The sequence below is a fragment of the Enterobacter sp. HK-058-C-ECC genome, from assembly GCF_047531125.1.
Lineage (GTDB): Bacteria > Pseudomonadota > Gammaproteobacteria > Enterobacterales > Enterobacteriaceae > Enterobacter > Enterobacter quasiroggenkampii.
Window position 1 is genome coordinate 26364 of the sequence record NZ_JBLKCH010000014.1, and the last position, 16935, is coordinate 43298.

Sequence of the window (16935 nt, forward strand, 5' to 3'; positions counted from 1 at the left end):
GGATTTCAACCTCTGGTGGAAAACGATAATCAATTATGCCTGTTGAAAAATTCAACAATGGCGTTGAGCGCGACTGAGCGCATAGCGTCCTTTTCGAAAAGGATCTCATGGTACGCGCCGTTGATGACCAGCGGTTTTCCCCCTTCGCAGGGATGACCGGCGGCGGCGCGCAGTTCACAATAGCGGTCATGCATGCGGTTATCCACCACACGCTCTTCTTCCGCCTGGATCAGAAGCGTTGGCGTGTCATCATCGCCCACGCCTGCCAGCACCTGCTCACCGGCCAGAATACCTTCCCGCACCCAGTGCCAGGTTGGGCCGCCGACGCGTAAGCGTGGTTCATCGGCATAAAAGCGCAGGTTACGGCGATAACGCTGCCGACTGTGGGTTAAGACGTTGATGGCGAACGGCAGCGCGCGCCAGCGTCCGGTTCCGATGGCATAGCCTTCACGAATGCGCTGATGGCCCTCAGCCCAGTCGAGAAGATGACGCACCATCCAGTCCGGGAAACGTATGACGATACCGTACATCGGCGCGGTCAGCGCAATCGCATCGCACTGGTGTTCATAACGCTGCAAAAACAGCGTCGATATCGCGCCCCCCATGGAGTGCGCAAGGATGTATCGCTTACGCCAGGGACCGGGCTGAACTTCCTGCTGCCAGAACGCGGAAAAATCGTCGACGTAATCGCTGAAGCGATCGACGTGCCCACGGTGCGTGTCCGGAAGCATGCGCCCGGACAGCCCCTGTCCTCGATGGTCGATGATCAGCACATCGAACCCCATATGGACCAGGTCGTAGGCCAGTTCGGCGTATTTAACGTAGCTTTCAATACGCCCCGGGCAGACCACGATGACCCGATCATTTTTTTCATTACGGAAACGAACGAAGCGTACCGGGATGCCCCCGACGCCCGTAAACGCATCTTCCCCACGCTGGCGCCAGAAATCGGTCAGCGGCCCCATGGAGAAAGCAGCAAATGCGTTTTCTCGTGTTTCCCAGTCCTTTTTCTGCTGAAACATCGGGTTTCTACTCACCTAAGCCAAGGAATATCGTTTTTTCGTAACCGGTCACAAAATGACTCAACAATAGCGTATTGTGGCATAAAAACAGACGTTTCGGGAGTTTCAAATGACCTTCGAGTGGTGGTTCGCTTACCTGCTGACATCCATCATCCTTAGCCTTTCACCGGGCTCGGGCGCCATTAACACCATGACCACCTCCATCAACCACGGCTATCGCGGTGCGGCGGCATCCATTGCCGGTTTGCAGACCGGACTGGGCATTCATATCGTGCTGGTCGGGATTGGTCTGGGGACCCTGTTCTCCCGCTCCGTGCTGGCCTTTGAAGTGCTGAAATGGGCCGGGGCGGCGTATCTGATTTGGCTCGGCATCCAGCAGTGGCGCGCGGCAGGCTCCATCAACCTCAACACGCTCGCGCAGACGCAAAACCGCGGCCATCTGTTTAAGCGCGCGGTGTTCGTCAACCTGACCAACCCGAAGAGCATTGTGTTCCTCGCCGCGCTGTTCCCGCAGTTTATCGTGCCGCATCAGCCCCAGGTGATGCAGTACGTGGTGCTGGGCGCGACCACCATTATTGTCGATATCATCGTGATGATTGGTTACGCGACGCTGGCGCAGCGGATTGCGGCGTGGATTAAAGGGCCTAAGCAGATGAAGGCCCTGAATAAAGTCTTTGGTTCGCTGTTTATGCTGGTTGGCGCGCTGCTTGCGTCAGCGCGTCATGCTTAGCGAGAAATAATAAGATGAATGCCGAAGCCGGCGAATAGCGCGCCGGCGAAGCCGTCAATCCACTTCGCGATACGCTGGTAGCCACGGCGCATCGCCGGTAAGGCAAACAGGCTGGCCACGATGGTAAACCAGGCAAAGGTTTCCACAACGATCAGCAGGAAGATGCCCCAGCGTGCGCCCGCACCGACGCTATCCCCCACAAACAGCGAGAACACGGAGCCGAAATAGATAATCGCTTTCGGATTCGCCAGGTTGGTCAGCAGCCCTTTTACAAAGCTGCGGCCGCCCGTTGCCAGCTCTACCTTTGGCTCTTCCGGTTTTTTCTCTTCTTTCTTCAGCGCCCCGCGCAGCATCTGGTAGCCCATCCAGCACAGGTACAGCCCGCCGCCGACCATAATGATGTTATGCAGCCAGGCCATCTTCGCCAGGATCAGGTTCAGACCGAGCAGCGCAACGGCCGCCCAGACCATAACGCCCATGGTGATACCGAGCACGCCCATCATCGCCTCTTTGCGGGAGCGGCTGACGGCCGTTTGTGACACGAAGAAAAAGTCAGGTCCCGGGCTCATCAGCGCAACAATGTGCACTAACGCCACGGTGAGAAATAGCATCAACATAATTAACTCGCGGGGAAATAATTCAGTGAGTCATCATCCTGGCACTTTTTCGCCCGGCTGACTACTCCTCATCATCACCGTCGGCGTGAGAACGGATGAGCGCCATAAACTCTTTACCGAAGCGCTCCAGCTTGCGCGTGCCGACGCCGTTGACGCTGAGCATTTCGCTGGCGCTGAGCGGCATCTGCTCGGCCATCTCAATCAGGGTCGCGTCGTTGAACACCACGTAAGGCGGGATATTCTCTTCATCGGCGATGGCTTTACGCAGCTTGCGCAGTTTGGCGAACAGCTTGCGGTCGTAGTTGCCGCCGTACGATTTTTGCATCACCCGCGGCTTGAGGGCGACCACGCGCGGCACGGCGAGCTTCAGTTCAACGTCACCGCGCAGGACCGGACGCGCCGCTTCGGTCAGCTGAAGCGCGGAGTGCTGAGCAATGTTCTGTGTGGCAAAGCCGAGGTGGATCAGCTGACGAATAATGCTGACCCAGTGCTCGTGGCTCTGGTCCTTGCCAATACCGTAGACAGGCAGCTTGTCGTGGCCCATGTCGCGGATACGCTGGTTGTTGGCACCGCGAAGCACCTCCACCACGTAGCCCATCCCGAAGCGCTGGTTCACGCGGTAAATGGTCGAGAGTGCCTTACGTGCGTCCATCAGACCATCGTACTGTTTCGGCGGATCCAGGCAGATATCGCAGTTACCGCACGGCTCCTGTCGCCCTTCGCCAAAGTAGTTGAGCAGCACCAGACGACGGCAGGTTTGCGCTTCGGCAAACGCGCCCATCGCGTTGAGCTTGTGGCGTTCGATATCCTGCAACTGCCCCTGCGGTTTTTCCTCCAGACAGCGGCGCAGCCACGCCATATCGGCCGGATCGTAAAACAGCATCGCTTCCGCAGGCAGGCCGTCACGCCCGGCGCGGCCAGTTTCCTGATAGTAGGATTCGATATTGCGCGGAATGTCGAAGTGCACCACAAAGCGCACGTTCGGCTTGTTGATGCCCATCCCGAACGCCACCGTCGCAACCACGATCTGCAGATCATCGCGCTGGAATTTCTCCTGCACGTCGGCGCGGATGTGGTTCTCTAACCCGGCGTGATACGCGGCGGCGCTAAAGCCGCGGTTTTGCAGCCGCGCGGCGGTGTCTTCCACCTTCGCCCGACTGTTGCAGTAGATGATGCCGGACTTGCCGCGCTGCTCCTGGACGTAGCGCAGGAGTTGATCCAGCGGCTTGAATTTTTCCATCAGCATGTAGCGGATGTTGGGGCGGTCGAAGCTGCTGACCTGAATATAAGGGTCGTTCAGCCCCAGCAGACGAACGATGTCCAGACGGGTGGTGTCATCTGCCGTGGCGGTAAGCGCCATAAACGGCAGTTCGGGGAAGCGCTGACGCAGCTGGCCGAGGGCGGCGTATTCCGGGCGGAAATCGTGTCCCCACTGGGAAATACAGTGCGCTTCATCCACCGCCAACAGGACCGGATTCCAGTGCGCGAGATGGTCGAGGAAGTTATCCAGCATCAGGCGTTCCGGCGCGATATACAGCAGACGGATCTGCCCGGTGCGACACCCGGCCATCACCTCTTGCTGCTGCTCCCGGGTTTGGGTCGAGTTAAGGCAGGCCGCCGCCACGCCGTTGGCGAGCAGCTGGTCAACCTGGTCTTTCATTAGCGAAATAAGCGGGGATACCACGACCGTCAGGCCGTTAAGCACCAGCGCGGGCACCTGATAACAGAGGGATTTACCGCCGCCGGTCGGCATCACCACCAGGCAGTCACGGCCTTCCAGCACCGTTTCAATAATGGTTTCCTGGCCAGGGCGGAACTGCTGGTAGCCAAAGGTTTCATGCAAAACCTGTTTAGCCAGCGACTCCTGATTCAATACTTCCGCCTGCGCCACATTAACCCCATATGCCTGAAATGAAACAGGCGCTATTTTCAGCGCCTGAGAGAGAAACTTCAACGTTTAACGCAAAAACATTCGAGCAACCTAGAGAATATCGTTCAGCATCACGCCCACGCCGACGCGGGTCTGGTTGAAGTTATAATCGATAAGCGACTCGCCGTAGCCGCTGTAGACTTGCGTATAAAGGCGAACATGCTTACTTACCGGATAGCTTAAGCCCACTTCCGCACCGCCGTAGCCGGTGTTCCAGTTGTACTGGCCTTTCGCACTCAGCACAGCATCACCTAGCTGGTAGCCGACTTTGAGCTGGTAGTAGCCCATGTATTTGGTGATGTCCGGGTTGTCATCCGTGCTGCCGACCACATACCACGGCTTCACTTCCACCATCCAGTTACCGTTCTGCGCCATCAGGCGCGTATAGGCGCGGTTCCAGCTACGGGATGTCGGATCGGAACGCCCGTTAGAATCATGGTTAAAGCCCACTTCGACGTCGCGCAGCGTCCAGCCAGCAAATTCATAATCCGTTGCGAAGCCGAGGAACAGCTGCGGCTCATAGTTGGTTTCGCGGAACGGCGAGGATTCCCCGCTGTTTGAGAGCTGCCACCAGGACTTCTGCGTATAAGAGGCACCAAACACCGAGTTCGGCCCCAGAATGCCGCGCCAGAACGGGAAGGCGAGGCTGAGCTGGAACTTCACCTCATCTTTACGCGCATTATCAGACCAGTTATAGGAGCTTATCGCCTCTTTGTTGAGATCGCTGGTCTGGGTATAAATCACGTAGTTAGTGTCATACGGATAGAGCGTGAACGGATTGTCATGCTCCTGAAGAAGGTTCGCGATAATGCTACCGTGAACGGCAGGCTTATCGTGCACCTCTTTGATTGTCGCTTCCTGCGCATAGGCTGTGAGGGGCAGCGAAACCGCCGCCAGTAACCAGGCCAGATACGTCCGCATCGGTGGTGTTCTCCTGCAAAAGAGTAAAATTGATTGAATAGTTATGTGGCGAACATTCTACAGACTTCTGCGACAACTGCTGCATCCTCGTTTCTGAAAGTGGCATTCCTCGTTGCTGAGGCATAAAATCAACATTTCGTTAACAATAAGGATGTGATGCCTCATGTCAGCCATGCTTACCGCCGAAGAAGTGTTAAAACTCGTGGGCGAGATTTTTGTTTACCATATGCCGTTTAACCGCGCGCTGGGACTGGAGCTGGAGCGTTACGAGAAGGACTTTGCCCAACTGAGCTTCAACAACCAGCCAATGATGGTAGGGAACTGGGCGCAAAGTATTTTGCACGGCGGGGTGATTGCCTCCGCGCTGGACGTGGCGGCAGGTCTGGTCTGCGTGGGCAGTACGCTGACGCGCCATGACACCATTAACGAAGACGAGCTTCGCCAGCGTCTGGCGCGCATGGGCACCATTGATTTACGCGTCGACTATCTTCGTCCGGGGCGCGGAAATCGCTTTACCTGTACCAGCAGCCTGCTGCGCGCAGGGAATAAAGTTGCCGTGGCGCGCGTGGAATTACACAACGAAGAACAGGTTTATATCGCCAGCGCAACCGCCACTTATATGGTGGGTTGAGGCGGCAAAATCGGGTAAAATTGATTCACTTTTTTGTAACGGATTTTCCCGATGGATGCTAAACAGACGCGGCAGGGCGTTTTACTCGCCCTTGCCGCTTATTTTATTTGGGGTATCGCCCCGGCGTACTTCAAGCTTATCGCCTACGTTCCGGCTGACGAGATCCTCACTCACCGCGTCATCTGGTCGTTCTTCTTTATGATTGCGCTGATGAGCCTCAGCCGTCAGTGGTCGGGCGTCAAAACGCTGCTGCAGACCCCGAAGAAGATCTTCCTGCTGGCACTCTCTGCCGTGCTGATTGGTGGTAACTGGCTGCTGTTTATCTGGGCAGTGAATAACCATCACATGCTCGAGGCGAGCCTGGGGTACTTTATTAATCCGCTGGTGAATATTGTGCTGGGGATGATTTTCCTCGGCGAACGCTTCCGTCGTATGCAGTGGTTAGCGGTGATTCTGGCCTTCTGCGGCGTGCTGGTGCAGCTGTGGACATTCGGCTCGCTGCCGATTATCGCCCTCGGTCTGGCGTTCAGCTTTGCCTTCTACGGCCTGGTTCGCAAGAAGATTGCGGTGGAAGCGCAGACGGGGATGCTGTTTGAAACCCTCTGGCTGCTGCCGGTGGCGGCGATTTATCTCTTCGGCATCGCCGACAGTCCAACCAGCCATATGGGCAGCAACCCGTGGTCGCTGAACCTGATGCTGATGGCGGCGGGCGTGGTAACTACCATTCCACTGCTGTGCTTCACCGGTGCAGCGACGCGCCTGCGTCTCTCCACGCTGGGCTTCTTCCAGTATATTGGCCCGACGCTGATGTTCCTGCTGGCAGTGGTGTTCTACGGCGAAGTGCCGGGGGCAGATAAGATGGTGACGTTCGCCTTTATCTGGGTAGCGCTGGCGATTTTCGTTGCGGATGCGATTTATACCCAACGCAGAGTGCGTAAAGGGCTGTAGTGCCTTTTTGCCGGATGGCGGCTGCGCCTTATCCGGCCTACAGGATCTGTAGGCCCGGTAAGCGTAGCGCCACCGGGCGGATTCTCAAAGCCAGTTACGACGCTTAAAGTACAGATACGGCGCCAGGCCCGCGAGGATCATAAAGATAATCGCCCCCGGGTAACCAAAGCTCCATTTCAGCTCCGGCATAAACTCGAAGTTCATCCCATAGCTGGAGGCCACCAGCGTCGGCGGCAGGAACACCACGGACACCACCGAGAAGATCTTGATGATGCGGTTCTGCTCGATGTTGATAAAGCCCATCGCCGCCTGCATCAGGAAGTTGACCTTCTGGAACAGAGATTCGTTGTGCGGCAGCAGGGACTCGATATCTCGTAAGATCTCACGCGCCTGCTCCAGCTGACCGCCCGGCAGACGCGCCTTGCGCACCAGGAAGTTCAGCGCGCGCTGGGTATCCATCAGACACAAACGCACCTTCCAGCCGATATCTTCCAGCTCTGCCAGCGTGGACAACGCTTCGTCATATTCGTCGCCCTGATGGCCTTCCATGATCACCCGGCTCAGCTTTTCCAGATCGCTGTAGATGTTTTCAATTTCGTCCGCCAGCTGTTCAATTTTGGTCTCGAACAGATCGAGCAGCAGCTCGTACGCGTTGCCGTCTACCATCGCCTGGCTGCGGGCGCGCATGCGGTAGAGGCGGAATGCCGGTAGCTCACGCTCGCGCAGGGTAAACAGACGACCGTCGCGAATGGTAAACGCCACGGTGGAGTTGCCCGCGTGGTCTTCGGCATCTTCAAAGAAGAAGAAGGAGTGAATATGCAGACCGTCTTCGTCTTCAAAAAAACGGGCGGATGCTTCGATGTCTTCCAGTTCCGGGCGCGTTGCCAGGCTTTGCCCCAGCTCAGATTGTACGCGAAGGCGCTCATCGTCGTCCGGCTCGACCAGATCCACCCATACGGCATCAATGAGGGGCTGTGACTCTTCGGCTTCAAGCCGAGTCAGTCGGTTATTTTCGAGTTGAAATGCGCTCAACATGACCGGGACTCCCAATGCAAAAAATATCGGACAGTTCGGTGGGCACACAGAAACAAATTGGGTTTCAGACCATTAAACAGCCTGACTCAGCGCGACGGGAATAGAGCAGTCGCTGACAACCACTAAGGCCATCAGCAAGAGGAGATAGCCTTAGGAGTTGTTCCTGGATGACAGGGAATTGAGCCAGTATCTACTGGGTGTGTCCAAGGCGAATGTCCTCTTAGCGTAATCGTGCGCGCATGTTACGCCAGCTATAACTGTGGCGTCAACACGCAACGGAACGCTGAAGGGCATTAATTGACCTTCACTGTATAAGGCTAGCAGATTATTGCAAAATAATGATATTTTTCTGAATGTTAGACTGTTTCCAGCTTCGCGTAGGCCGCCACCAGCCATTTAATCCCCTGCCCCTGGAACGCCACCTGCAGGCGGCTGTGCTCGCCGCTGCCTTCCAGATTCACAATGGTACCTTCACCAAACTTCGAATGGCGCACGCGCTGGCCCAGCTTGTAGCCGGTGTCGGTTTCCGCAATCGGCGAGCCCATGCGCTGATGGCTGACCGGACGGCTGATGCTCGCCCGCAGACGCACCTCCTCCACGCACTCTTCCGGCAGTTCACCGATAAAGCGCGACGGACGGTGATAGACCTCTTTACCGTAGAGACGGCGGGTTTCGGCGTAGGTTAGCGTCAGCTTTTGCATCGCGCGCGTCACACCCACGTAGGCCAGACGACGCTCCTCTTCCAGACGCCCGCCCTCATCCAGCGACATCTGGCTCGGGAACATCCCCTCTTCCATGCCAACAATGAATACCTGAGGGAATTCGAGGCCTTTGGCGGAGTGCAGGGTCATGAGCTGAACCGCATCCTGCCAGGTGTCCGCCTGCCCTTCGCCCGCTTCCAGTGCGGCGTGGGAGAGGAACGCCTGCAGCGGCATCAGGTCTTCGTCTTCTTCGTTGTAGCTGAACTGGCGCGTTGCCGTGACCAGTTCCTCTAGGTTCTCAATACGGGTCTGGCCCTTCTCGCCTTTTTCCTGCTCGTACATGGTGCGCAAGCCGGAGTCTTTAATCACCCGATCGGTCTGCACGTGCAGCGGCATGTCGGCGGTTTCCTGCGCCAGGGCGTCAATCAGCTCAAGGAAGCGCTGCAGGGCGCTGGCCGCGCGTCCGGCAAGGGCCTTTTCCTGCAGCAGCTCGCGGCACGCCTGCCACAGCGTCAACTGGCGGTCGCGCGAGGCCTGACGCACCACGTCCAGCGTACGGTCGCCAATCCCGCGGGTTGGGGTGTTCACAACGCGTTCAAACGCCGCGTCGTCGTTACGGTTGGCAATCAGACGCAGATACGAGAGCGCATCTTTGATTTCCTGACGTTCGAAGAAGCGCATGCCGCCGTAAATGCGGTACGGCATGCTCACCTGCAGCAGCGCCTCTTCCAGCACGCGCGACTGGGCGTTGCTGCGATAGAGAATGGCGCACTGCTCCAGCGCGCCGCCGTTGTCCTGCCAGGTTTTGATGCGGTTGACCACGAAGCGCGCTTCGTCGAGTTCGTTAAACGCGCAGTAAATCGAAATCGGTTCGCCATCGACGCCGTCGGTCCACAGCTTTTTACCCAGACGCCCGTTGTTGTTCTCAATCAGGGCGTTGGCCGCGCTCAGAATGTTGCTGGTTGAGCGGTAGTTCTGCTCCAGACGGATGGTTTGCGCGCCGGGAAAATCGTTGAGGAAGCGCTGGATGTTCTCCACCTGCGCCCCGCGCCAGCCGTAGATCGACTGGTCGTCATCGCCCACGATCATCACCTTGCCGGTATCACCGGCCAGCAGACGGATCCATGCGTACTGGATATTGTTGGTATCCTGGAATTCGTCCACCAGGATATTGGTAAAGCGTTCACGGTAGTGCTGCAGGATGTGCGGCTTGTTGAGCCACAGCTCGTGGGCGCGCAGCAGCAGCTCGGCAAAATCCACCAGACCGGCGCGATCGCACGCTTCCTGATAGGCCTTATAGACGTTCTGCCAGGTCTGCTCGACCGGGTTGCCGAAGCTCTGAATGTGGTGCGGGCGCAGCCCCTCGTCTTTCTGGCCGTTGATGTACCACATCGCCTGACGCGGCGGCCACTGCTTCTCATCGAGGTTCATCGCCTTGATCAGGCGCTTCAGCAGACGGAGCTGGTCTTCGCTGTCGAGGATCTGGAAATCCTGCGGCAGGTTGGCGTCCATGTGGTGCGCACGCAGCAGGCGGTGCGCCAGACCGTGGAAGGTACCGACCCACATGCCGCCCTGGCTGGTGCCCATCAGTTGCGCGATGCGGTGGCGCATCTCCGCCGCCGCCTTGTTGGTGAACGTAACCGCCATGATGGAGTACGGCGAGCAGTTTTCCACGCTCTGCAGCCAGGCGATACGGTGAACCAGCACGCGCGTCTTACCACTGCCCGCTCCAGCCAGCACCAGCAGGTTGGTGCGCGAGGCGGCAACCGCGTCACGCTGTTTGTCATTAAGGCTGTCGAGCAGGTAAGAAACGTCCATTGGCACCGTCACGTCATGTCGGGCAGGCGAAGCGCATTCGCCAAAACCCTGTTAATTTATACAGAACAATTGATGATTATATCAGCGTCGTGAGGGATGCCAACCGCGAAATTTCCACGTGCGGCAGAAGACGGCTATCGGAGGCGATCATCAGGTCAGCGTTTTCCGGCTTGATCCAGCAGGCCTGCATGCCGCAGCGGATAGCGCCCGCCACGTCTGTGGTCAGGTCATCCCCCACGTGCAGGATCTCACCCAGCGGCAGGTTAAGCTTATCTGCCGCCAGATGGTACATGTCACTGAACGGCTTCGCGCGCCCGTGAGGACCCGCACGCAGCACGAATTCAAAGTAATCGCTCAGGCCAAACAGCTCCGGCTGGGCATTGCCGTTGGTGATGGCCACCAGCGGCCACTTTTCGGCAAGCTTCGCCAGCGTGTCGTGGGTTTCCTGCGGCACGTCGATACGGCTGCGCCATTTGGCGAAGTTTTCCATGGCCGCTTCCGCGCCAATGGCGGCATCCTGCGCGCTCAGGCCCACATTCAGCATCGCCTGCTCAACCGCGCGACGACGCCATTCGGTCACGTCGTGGTAAATGTCCGGCTCGGTCTCCCGCAGGGACTGGCGCAGCTTCTGGAAATCCTTGTTCTGTATCGCCTTCAGCGCGGGATGGTAGTTCTGCACAAACGCCAGAGACTCCTGCTCGGTACGCAGGATCACCTCGCGGTTGTCATAAAGAGTGTCATCAAGGTCAAACGTCAGGGCTGAGATCTGACCGAGTGGGCGGTAAAAACGCATTATTTCCCCCGTTTGGCGCGTGGATGCGCCGCGTCATACACCGAGGCAAGGTGTTGGAAGTCTAAGTGGGTATAAATTTGTGTGGTCGACAGGTTCGCATGGCCGAGCAATTCCTGCACGCCGCGCAGATCGCCGCTCGACTCAAGCATATGTGTTGCAAAGGAGTGGCGCAGCTTGTGCGGATGCACGTGGCTGTTTAGACCCTGCTTAATGCCCCACTCCGCAAAGCGCTTCTGCACGTTACGCGCCGAGATCCGCTTGCCGAGTTTCGACAGGAACAGCGCATCTTCGTCGGAGCCAAACAGCCCGCGCAGGTCAAGCCAGTGCTCAATCCAGGAGACCGCATTGCGGCCAATCGGCAGGCGGCGCTCTTTGCTGCCCTTACCCATTACCCACACTTCGCCCGATTCCAGATCGAGATGCTTGAGATCAAGGTTGACGAGTTCAGACAGACGCAGCCCGGCACCGTACATCACCTCCAGCATCGCGCGATCGCGCACGGCCAGCGGATCGTTCAGATCGATATCCAGCAGGCGGTTTACGTCGTCAACGTCAATATTTTTAGGCAGATGGCGCGGCGCCTTCGGCGTGGCGATCCCTTTTGCCGGGTTGGCTTTTAAGCCCCCCTGGCTGACCAGCCAGTCGAAGAAGCTGCGCAGCGCTGAGAGCCTGAGCGCCAGGCTCGCCGGGCTGAGGTTTTTTTTACGGCTACGCACAACAAACCCGCGTACCGTCGCAGCATCACATTGTTGCCAGCTTTTCAGGCCGATTTCGTCGGCAATCTGCATGATGGCATCAAGCTGACGCTGATAGTTAAGCAGCGTAATGGGGCTAAGCTGACGCTCCACGCCGAGATAGCGCAGAAAGCGCGAGACGTCAGTGGCGAGCAGTCCGTCCGTCATACGCGCTCAATCCAGCGCTCCAGCAGCTCAGGCAGCATCAGGGCGATCTCCTGCAGCAGGTGCGTGGCTTGCCCCTGCTCATAGTGATGCGCGTCGCGGCTGGTAAATAAGATGACGCCCAGATCGCCATCGCGCCCCATCAGCGACATCGCCACCGAGCCAATCGCTTTGGCCTCCGGCAACACCACCAGCAGCTCAGGTCCATTAAGCGGCCCCAGATAGTGGTGTTCATGGCCCAGACGCTGTATGCGCAGCGGCTCAAATGCCTGACGGCTCAGTGCCAGATGGGTAAATCCCGACGGCGCGCCGATACGCCAGCGGTCAGGGAAAAGACGAATCGTTGCGCCCGCCAGCCCCAGCTCGCGCGCCCAGCGGTGGAAGCGGCTGAGGAACTCGTCAAGGCTGTGCGCCGACGCCAGACGCGCCTGCAGATGCAGCAGACGATAGAACAGGCTTTCGTTGGTGCTGGCCTGCTCCATCAGCAGCGTCATGTTCTCTTCGAGCTGGTTGATGTGGTTGCGCGCGCGCGCCATGTGCCATTCCACCAGCGACACGGTCCCGCGAACCGGATGCGGCACGCGCATCTCTTCGACGACGCGTGCATTGCGAATAAAAAACTCAGGATTGCGCAGCAGATAATCAACAACAGCTCTGTCGTCCAGTTCCGTCACTGTTTCCTGCAGTTCTTCCCCTGGTTGTTTCATAGATGGATAAACCCGTCATAGACATGTGCCGCCGGGCCAGTCATATACAGTGGATGACCCGGTCCTTTCCAGGCGATATCAAGCCGACCGCCCGGTAATTCCACGCGAACCTCTTCTGCCAGTAACCCCTGGGAGATGCCCACGGCCACTGCCGCACAGGCTCCGCTTCCGCAGGCCTGAGTCTCGCCCGCGCCGCGCTCATAAACCCGCAGACGAATGTGCTCGCGCTTCACCACCTGCATAAAACCGATGTTCGCGCGCTCCGGGAAACGTTCGTGGCTTTCCAGCACCGGGCCGAGCGTTTCGACCGCCGCGGTTTCCACATCATCAACCTGAATCACGCAGTGTGGGTTACCCATTGAGACGACGCCGCACAATACTGTCTGCTCGGCCGCCCGCATAATATAGGTCTTTTCCGCTTTGTTTGCGCGAAACGGCACGACGGAAGGCTCGAAGTTAGGTTCGCCCATGTTCACGCGCACCAGCTCATCATCGGTGACGCTGAGCACCATGCGACCATTGGCCGTGCTGACGCGAATATCACGCTTGTTGGTCAGCCCTTTCAGGCGCACAAAGCGGGCGAAACAGCGCGCGCCGTTGCCGCACTGGTTCACTTCGCTGCCGTCCGCGTTAAAAATACGGTAGTGGAAATCGAGGTCGGGATCGTACGGCGGCTCAACCACCAGCAGCTGATCGAACCCCACGCCCAGATGCCGATCCGCCAGACGACGGATCAGTTCCGGGGAGAAAAACACATTCTGCGTTACCGCGTCGACGACCATAAAATCGTTGCCAAGGCCATGCATTTTAGAGAACTGCATCATTTGCTCCATTGCGCGGGTACAGAACGTTGTCGTCAGAGATTAACCTGAGTCGGGCCGCCGTTGTCGCCACGGTCGTTAGTGTTTGGCGTGGAAGACTCAATGCCGCTGTTAACCGGTTTCGTCGGCGGCGGTGCGGTTTTATCCGCAGGCGGAAAGTACAGTGGTCCCTTCAGTCCGCAGCCAGTCAGGCTAAACAGCGTGATGAGAACGGCAAGCGTTCGGAAAGCGTTTTTCATTATAAAGTTGCCCGTAAGTTCAAATCTGTTTCTATCATCGCAGGAGAAGACACAAAAGCAAGAGTTTGCCGCTTTCCTGCAACGGGAATTATTTAGGGTTATACTGCCGGCATCACGAAAAACAGGAACAAAACCATGAACGACAGTGAATTCCATCGCCTTGCCGACAACCTGTGGATGACCATCGAAGAGCGTATTGACGACTGGGACGGCGACAGCGATATCGATTGTGAAATCAACGGCGGTATCCTGACCCTGAGCTTCGAAAATGGCAGCAAAATTATTATTAACCGCCAGGAGCCGCTTCACCAGGTCTGGCTGGCCGCTAAACAGGGCGGCTATCATTTCGATCTGAAAGACGGGGAATGGGTTTGCGACCGCAGCGGCGTACCGTTCTGGGATCTGCTGGAACAGGCCGCGACTGCACAAGCGGGTGAGGCGGTGAGTTTCAGGTAGTTTTTTCGCCCGGTGGCGGCTACGCCTTACCGGGCCTGCAACGGCTCGAACCGTAGGCCGGGTAAGCGTAAGCGCCACCCGGCGAAAAGGCTCAGGAGAAATACTGCTGCAACAGCGGCGCGGTGTCCTGATTCGCAGGTGCGGCAGGCGTGACGGCCTGGGTGCGGAACGGAATCACCTGCGTACGACCGTCGACGTTCACAATCTGGTAGAACTGCGGCAGGTTAAAGTTGATAAAGCTTGAGCCGTAGGTAAAGCGGTCATGCGAAGAGGAGTAGAAGCGGCTGACGTCGCGCACCAGCTCTTCTTTACTGCCTTCACAGTGGTGATACACCTCGGCGCGGTTGGTCTCATCCAGAATGTAGATGTTAAACCCGGCGTTATCACCCGACTCTTCAAAGAAGAACTGAATAATCCCTTCACTGGCAAAGCCGTCCACCACCTGCGGAAGCTTAACGTGGTTGGTTTCCACCTGCACCGACAGGCCATGCAGCTTGTTATGCGAAATCGCGCCGTAGAATTCGATGGCGTTTTCCAGCTTCTGTACCGACACGTTGAGGCGTTCAAAGAACAGGCCCCAGGTCTGGCCGGAGACGCGCAGCGCCTTAAAGCGCCCGGTTTCCTGACGGGTACTGGAGAGACGCAGTTCGATACATTCCGAGACCAGCTGCTGCACGCGGGTACGAATCAATCCACGCAGGTGCTGGCTGTAGCAGAACACTTCCACGCTGTCCGGCGGCGCGGCATCCTGGTGCATCTTGCCGAGAATGGTTTTCAGCGCCTCGATCATCGCCTGCTCGCCGTTGAAGTGCAGGGTACGCACTTCGTTCCACGAGTTGCGGTAGAGCAGGTCCACGCTGCCGACCAGGCAGTTTTGCTGCTCGCCAAAGCTAAAGACGTCCAGCTTGCGGAAGTCAAAATGGACCACCTGATTGCGGAAGGCCGCCGTCGGGTCATATTCCAGGTTGACGATGATCGCCAGATGGCGAATCTCGCACGGGCTGTAGAGGGCTTTTGGCGTCGGCGCAGGCAGACGCAGCGGGAAGTGGTGCGACACATCCGCGACCATCTCCTGCAGCTTAGCGAGATCGACCACCTCATTGCCTTTGATAAACAGGCGCGTGCGCGAGGTCAGCAGGCCGTTAAACCAGGCCCAGGCCACCAGCTTGTTCAGATAGCGGTTATATTCCAGCGGCTGATGGCTGATGATGGAATCCATGCTTGGCGCACGGTTGTACAGATACCACCCGGTGCGGTTCGCGCGGCCCGGCGGCACATAGATAAAGGTCAGGTTCGGTTCTGACAGGTCAGGCGAAATCTGCGGGTTAACCAGCGTGACTTTACCCGGCAGCGCTTCAAACGCGGCGTACAGCTTACGGGTCAACACCCCGATGTCCTGCGGACTGGCGGAAACGCTGAGGTTGTTACGGCGCGCAAAGCGGATCAGGTTACGGTAGCTTTGCATCATCGCATCGAGCAGTTCGTTGTGCGCTTCACGCACCTGATCGATTTTCCAGTTGGCCCGGTTGTCGAGCATGGACAGACGCGCTTCGTCCCATCCCCACTCTTTGACTAACTGACTGACCACTTCACGACGCCAGCCCACGCAGGCGCGCTCGCGGCTCAACTTCTCACAGACTTTGAGATAGAAACATCGACGCACCAGGTCAAGACGCGTGGTGTCATCAATGGCTTTCAGGTATTCGGTCACGCGCTCCAGCATCATGCAGTAGGCGTCGAGCCCGAAGGAGACGATTTCCCCATCATGCAGTCGCTGCTTGATGTCTTTCGCCAGCAGGCGCGGCGTCGGGTATTCCCAGGAGTAGGCTTCAAGCAGCAGCGTTTTGAGCACCGCTTTGTACGGCGAGTCGATACTCTTATAGAGCTGCCAGAGGCTTGCGCCGAAGTACTCTTCCGCAGACAGAGAGCTGAGACCGCCGAGGTCCAGCCATTCGTTTGGCGTCAGTACGCCCTGCGCGTAAAGCGACATGACGTAGTCATCGTAATGCTCTTCTTCTTCGCACGGGACCATATTCCACAGAATACGCTTCCCGGCCAGACGCACAGCAGTACGGTAGAATTCATCCAGCAACAGGATGTGCTGGGTCGAGCCGCAGTCCTCACCACCCAGACTGCCGCTTTCGTTATGGCGGAAACGGTTTTCATCAATCAGGAAGAAGCTCACTTCCACACCGAGCGATGCCGCCCAGCTCTCCAGCAGGCTGCATTTACGCTGCAGCAGCTGACGCTCTTCGTTATCGAGCCAGGACTGATGGCAGACCCAGATGTCCAGATCCGAAGAACAGCTTTGCCCTACCGATGAGGTGCTCCCCATTGAGTAAACGCCGGTAATCGGCAGTTCACCTTTTGGGGACTCCTGCGGCGGCATGCCACGGTAGAGTTCCAGCTCGTTCAAATAATGCTGTTGGGTTTCATCAGGCGTGAAAAGGCAAATGCCCTGGGGAACGTTACCATCAAGGTAGCCAGGCATCAGCGGGTGGTGATAGTGCAATAATGTCGGCAGCAGACTGTATACCTGCTGGAAAGCAGGGCCCATAGCAGCAAGCGCGCGATCCACACGCAGTTGATTTATGGCATCCAGTCTCTGTTTCAGAGTCTCAATATAGAGGTACAAGACGTATCGCCTGATGTTTCCGGGTGTCGCAG

17 protein-coding genes are annotated in these 16935 nt (G+C 57.6%); 4 read left to right on the plus strand and 13 right to left on the minus strand.

The features are described from left to right. Window positions 1–29: 29 nt before the first annotated feature. The gene (gene pldB / locus ACMWJS_RS20090) at window positions 30–1022 is read right to left on the minus strand and encodes a lysophospholipase L2 (RefSeq protein WP_414747472.1); all 993 of its coding nucleotides are present in this window, start codon (window positions 1020–1022) and stop codon (window positions 30–32) included. Between the two features lie 109 nt (window positions 1023–1131). Here pldB and rhtB point away from each other — a divergent pair, with 109 nt between their 5' ends. Then, window positions 1132–1752 (plus strand): homoserine/homoserine lactone efflux protein, encoded by a 621-nt coding sequence (gene rhtB / locus ACMWJS_RS20095; protein WP_008501533.1) that lies wholly within the window; start codon window positions 1132–1134, stop codon window positions 1750–1752. Here rhtB and rhtC read toward each other — a convergent pair. From rhtC to pldA, 3 genes are all read right to left on the minus strand, one after another. Continuing rightward, a complete protein-coding gene (gene rhtC / locus ACMWJS_RS20100; RefSeq protein ID WP_010426287.1) occupies window positions 1749–2369 on the minus strand; it encodes a threonine export protein RhtC in 621 nt (206 codons plus the stop codon). The two genes, rhtB and rhtC, sit on opposite strands and share 4 nt — an antisense overlap. A 61-nt stretch (window positions 2370–2430) precedes the next feature. Next, on the minus strand, window positions 2431–4260 hold the full coding sequence (gene recQ, locus ACMWJS_RS20105; RefSeq protein WP_032644788.1) for an ATP-dependent DNA helicase RecQ: 1830 nt from the start codon (window positions 4258–4260) through the stop codon (window positions 2431–2433). 90 nt (window positions 4261–4350) lie between these two features. After that, window positions 4351–5220, minus strand: a complete 870-nt coding sequence (gene pldA / locus ACMWJS_RS20110; RefSeq protein WP_023615553.1) for a phospholipase A — start codon at window positions 5218–5220, stop codon at window positions 4351–4353. Between the two features lie 163 nt (window positions 5221–5383). On the opposite strand from pldA, the gene yigI reads away from it, so the two are divergent. Together yigI and rarD are read left to right on the plus strand one after the other, a co-directional pair. Further along, the gene (gene yigI, locus ACMWJS_RS20115; RefSeq protein ID WP_008501538.1) at window positions 5384–5851 is read left to right on the plus strand and encodes an acyl-CoA thioesterase YigI; all 468 of its coding nucleotides are present in this window, start codon (window positions 5384–5386) and stop codon (window positions 5849–5851) included. A gap of 51 nt (window positions 5852–5902) precedes the next feature. Then, window positions 5903–6799 (plus strand): EamA family transporter RarD, encoded by an 897-nt coding sequence (gene rarD / locus ACMWJS_RS20120; protein WP_045909225.1) that lies wholly within the window; start codon window positions 5903–5905, stop codon window positions 6797–6799. An 84-nt stretch (window positions 6800–6883) separates the two neighbouring features. Here the strand turns inward: rarD and corA are convergent, their stop codons facing one another. The 8 genes from corA to lptM all read right to left on the minus strand — a co-directional run bounded on the left by corA (window position 6884) and on the right by lptM (window position 13812). After that, window positions 6884–7834, minus strand: a complete 951-nt coding sequence (gene corA, locus ACMWJS_RS20125; protein ID WP_008501540.1) for a magnesium/cobalt transporter CorA — start codon at window positions 7832–7834, stop codon at window positions 6884–6886. Window positions 7835–7984: 150 nt separating this feature from the next. Beyond that, a complete protein-coding gene (gene ysgD / locus ACMWJS_RS20130) occupies window positions 7985–8041 on the minus strand; it encodes a YsgD/CorL family protein (protein WP_212743980.1) in 57 nt (18 codons plus the stop codon). Between the two features lie 149 nt (window positions 8042–8190). Then, a complete protein-coding gene (uvrD, locus tag ACMWJS_RS20135; RefSeq protein WP_023333805.1) occupies window positions 8191–10353 on the minus strand; it encodes a DNA helicase II in 2163 nt (720 codons plus the stop codon). 76 nt (window positions 10354–10429) lie between these two features. Next, complete coding sequence (yigB, locus tag ACMWJS_RS20140) at window positions 10430–11146, minus strand: 5-amino-6-(5-phospho-D-ribitylamino)uracil phosphatase YigB (protein ID WP_045909227.1); 717 nt, start codon at window positions 11144–11146, stop codon at window positions 10430–10432. Further along, window positions 11146–12048, minus strand: coding sequence for a tyrosine recombinase XerC (gene xerC / locus ACMWJS_RS20145; RefSeq protein ID WP_024907983.1), 903 nt, complete (start codon window positions 12046–12048; stop codon window positions 11146–11148). Before xerC ends, yigB begins: the two co-directional genes overlap by 1 nt. Next, on the minus strand, window positions 12045–12752 hold the full coding sequence (locus ACMWJS_RS20150; protein ID WP_032646075.1) for a DUF484 domain-containing protein: 708 nt from the start codon (window positions 12750–12752) through the stop codon (window positions 12045–12047). Before ACMWJS_RS20150 ends, xerC begins: the two co-directional genes overlap by 4 nt. Beyond that, the gene (gene dapF, locus ACMWJS_RS20155; RefSeq protein WP_008501545.1) at window positions 12749–13573 is read right to left on the minus strand and encodes a diaminopimelate epimerase; all 825 of its coding nucleotides are present in this window, start codon (window positions 13571–13573) and stop codon (window positions 12749–12751) included. The genes ACMWJS_RS20150 and dapF overlap by 4 nt, the downstream gene beginning before the upstream one ends. 35 nt (window positions 13574–13608) lie before the next feature. Next, on the minus strand, window positions 13609–13812 hold the full coding sequence (gene lptM, locus ACMWJS_RS20160; RefSeq protein ID WP_032646076.1) for an LPS translocon maturation chaperone LptM: 204 nt from the start codon (window positions 13810–13812) through the stop codon (window positions 13609–13611). A 135-nt stretch (window positions 13813–13947) separates the two neighbouring features. Between lptM and cyaY the strand changes: the two genes are divergently transcribed. After that, entirely contained in the window at window positions 13948–14268 is a 321-nt protein-coding gene (cyaY, locus tag ACMWJS_RS20165; protein ID WP_045909228.1) for an iron donor protein CyaY, read from the plus strand. Window positions 14269–14359: 91 nt separating this feature from the next. On the opposite strand, the gene cyaA is transcribed toward cyaY, so the two are convergent. Next, complete coding sequence (cyaA, locus tag ACMWJS_RS20170; RefSeq protein WP_045909229.1) at window positions 14360–16903, minus strand: class I adenylate cyclase; 2544 nt, start codon at window positions 16901–16903, stop codon at window positions 14360–14362. Window positions 16904–16935: the final 32 nt, after the last annotated feature.

Excerpts from the sequence above, each read along its gene's own strand:
- pldB (WP_414747472.1), bottom strand. The coding sequence starts at position 1,022 with ATGTTTCAGCAGAAAAAGGACTGGGAAACACGAGAAAACGCATTTGCT.
- rhtB (WP_008501533.1), top strand. The coding sequence starts at position 1,132 with ATGACCTTCGAGTGGTGGTTCGCTTACCTGCTGACATCCATCATCCTT.
- rhtC (WP_010426287.1), bottom strand. The coding sequence starts at position 2,369 with ATGTTGATGCTATTTCTCACCGTGGCGTTAGTGCACATTGTTGCGCTG.
- pldA (WP_023615553.1), bottom strand. The coding sequence starts at position 5,220 with ATGCGGACGTATCTGGCCTGGTTACTGGCGGCGGTTTCGCTGCCCCTC.
- yigI (WP_008501538.1), top strand. The coding sequence starts at position 5,384 with ATGTCAGCCATGCTTACCGCCGAAGAAGTGTTAAAACTCGTGGGCGAG.
- rarD (WP_045909225.1), top strand. The coding sequence starts at position 5,903 with ATGGATGCTAAACAGACGCGGCAGGGCGTTTTACTCGCCCTTGCCGCT.
- corA (WP_008501540.1), bottom strand. The coding sequence starts at position 7,834 with ATGTTGAGCGCATTTCAACTCGAAAATAACCGACTGACTCGGCTTGAA.
- uvrD (WP_023333805.1), bottom strand. The coding sequence starts at position 10,353 with ATGGACGTTTCTTACCTGCTCGACAGCCTTAATGACAAACAGCGTGAC.
- yigB (WP_045909227.1), bottom strand. The coding sequence starts at position 11,146 with ATGCGTTTTTACCGCCCACTCGGTCAGATCTCAGCCCTGACGTTTGAC.
- xerC (WP_024907983.1), bottom strand. The coding sequence starts at position 12,048 with ATGACGGACGGACTGCTCGCCACTGACGTCTCGCGCTTTCTGCGCTAT.
- ACMWJS_RS20150 (WP_032646075.1), bottom strand. The coding sequence starts at position 12,752 with ATGAAACAACCAGGGGAAGAACTGCAGGAAACAGTGACGGAACTGGAC.
- dapF (WP_008501545.1), bottom strand. The coding sequence starts at position 13,573 with ATGCAGTTCTCTAAAATGCATGGCCTTGGCAACGATTTTATGGTCGTC.
- lptM (WP_032646076.1), bottom strand. The coding sequence starts at position 13,812 with ATGAAAAACGCTTTCCGAACGCTTGCCGTTCTCATCACGCTGTTTAGC.
- cyaY (WP_045909228.1), top strand. The coding sequence starts at position 13,948 with ATGAACGACAGTGAATTCCATCGCCTTGCCGACAACCTGTGGATGACC.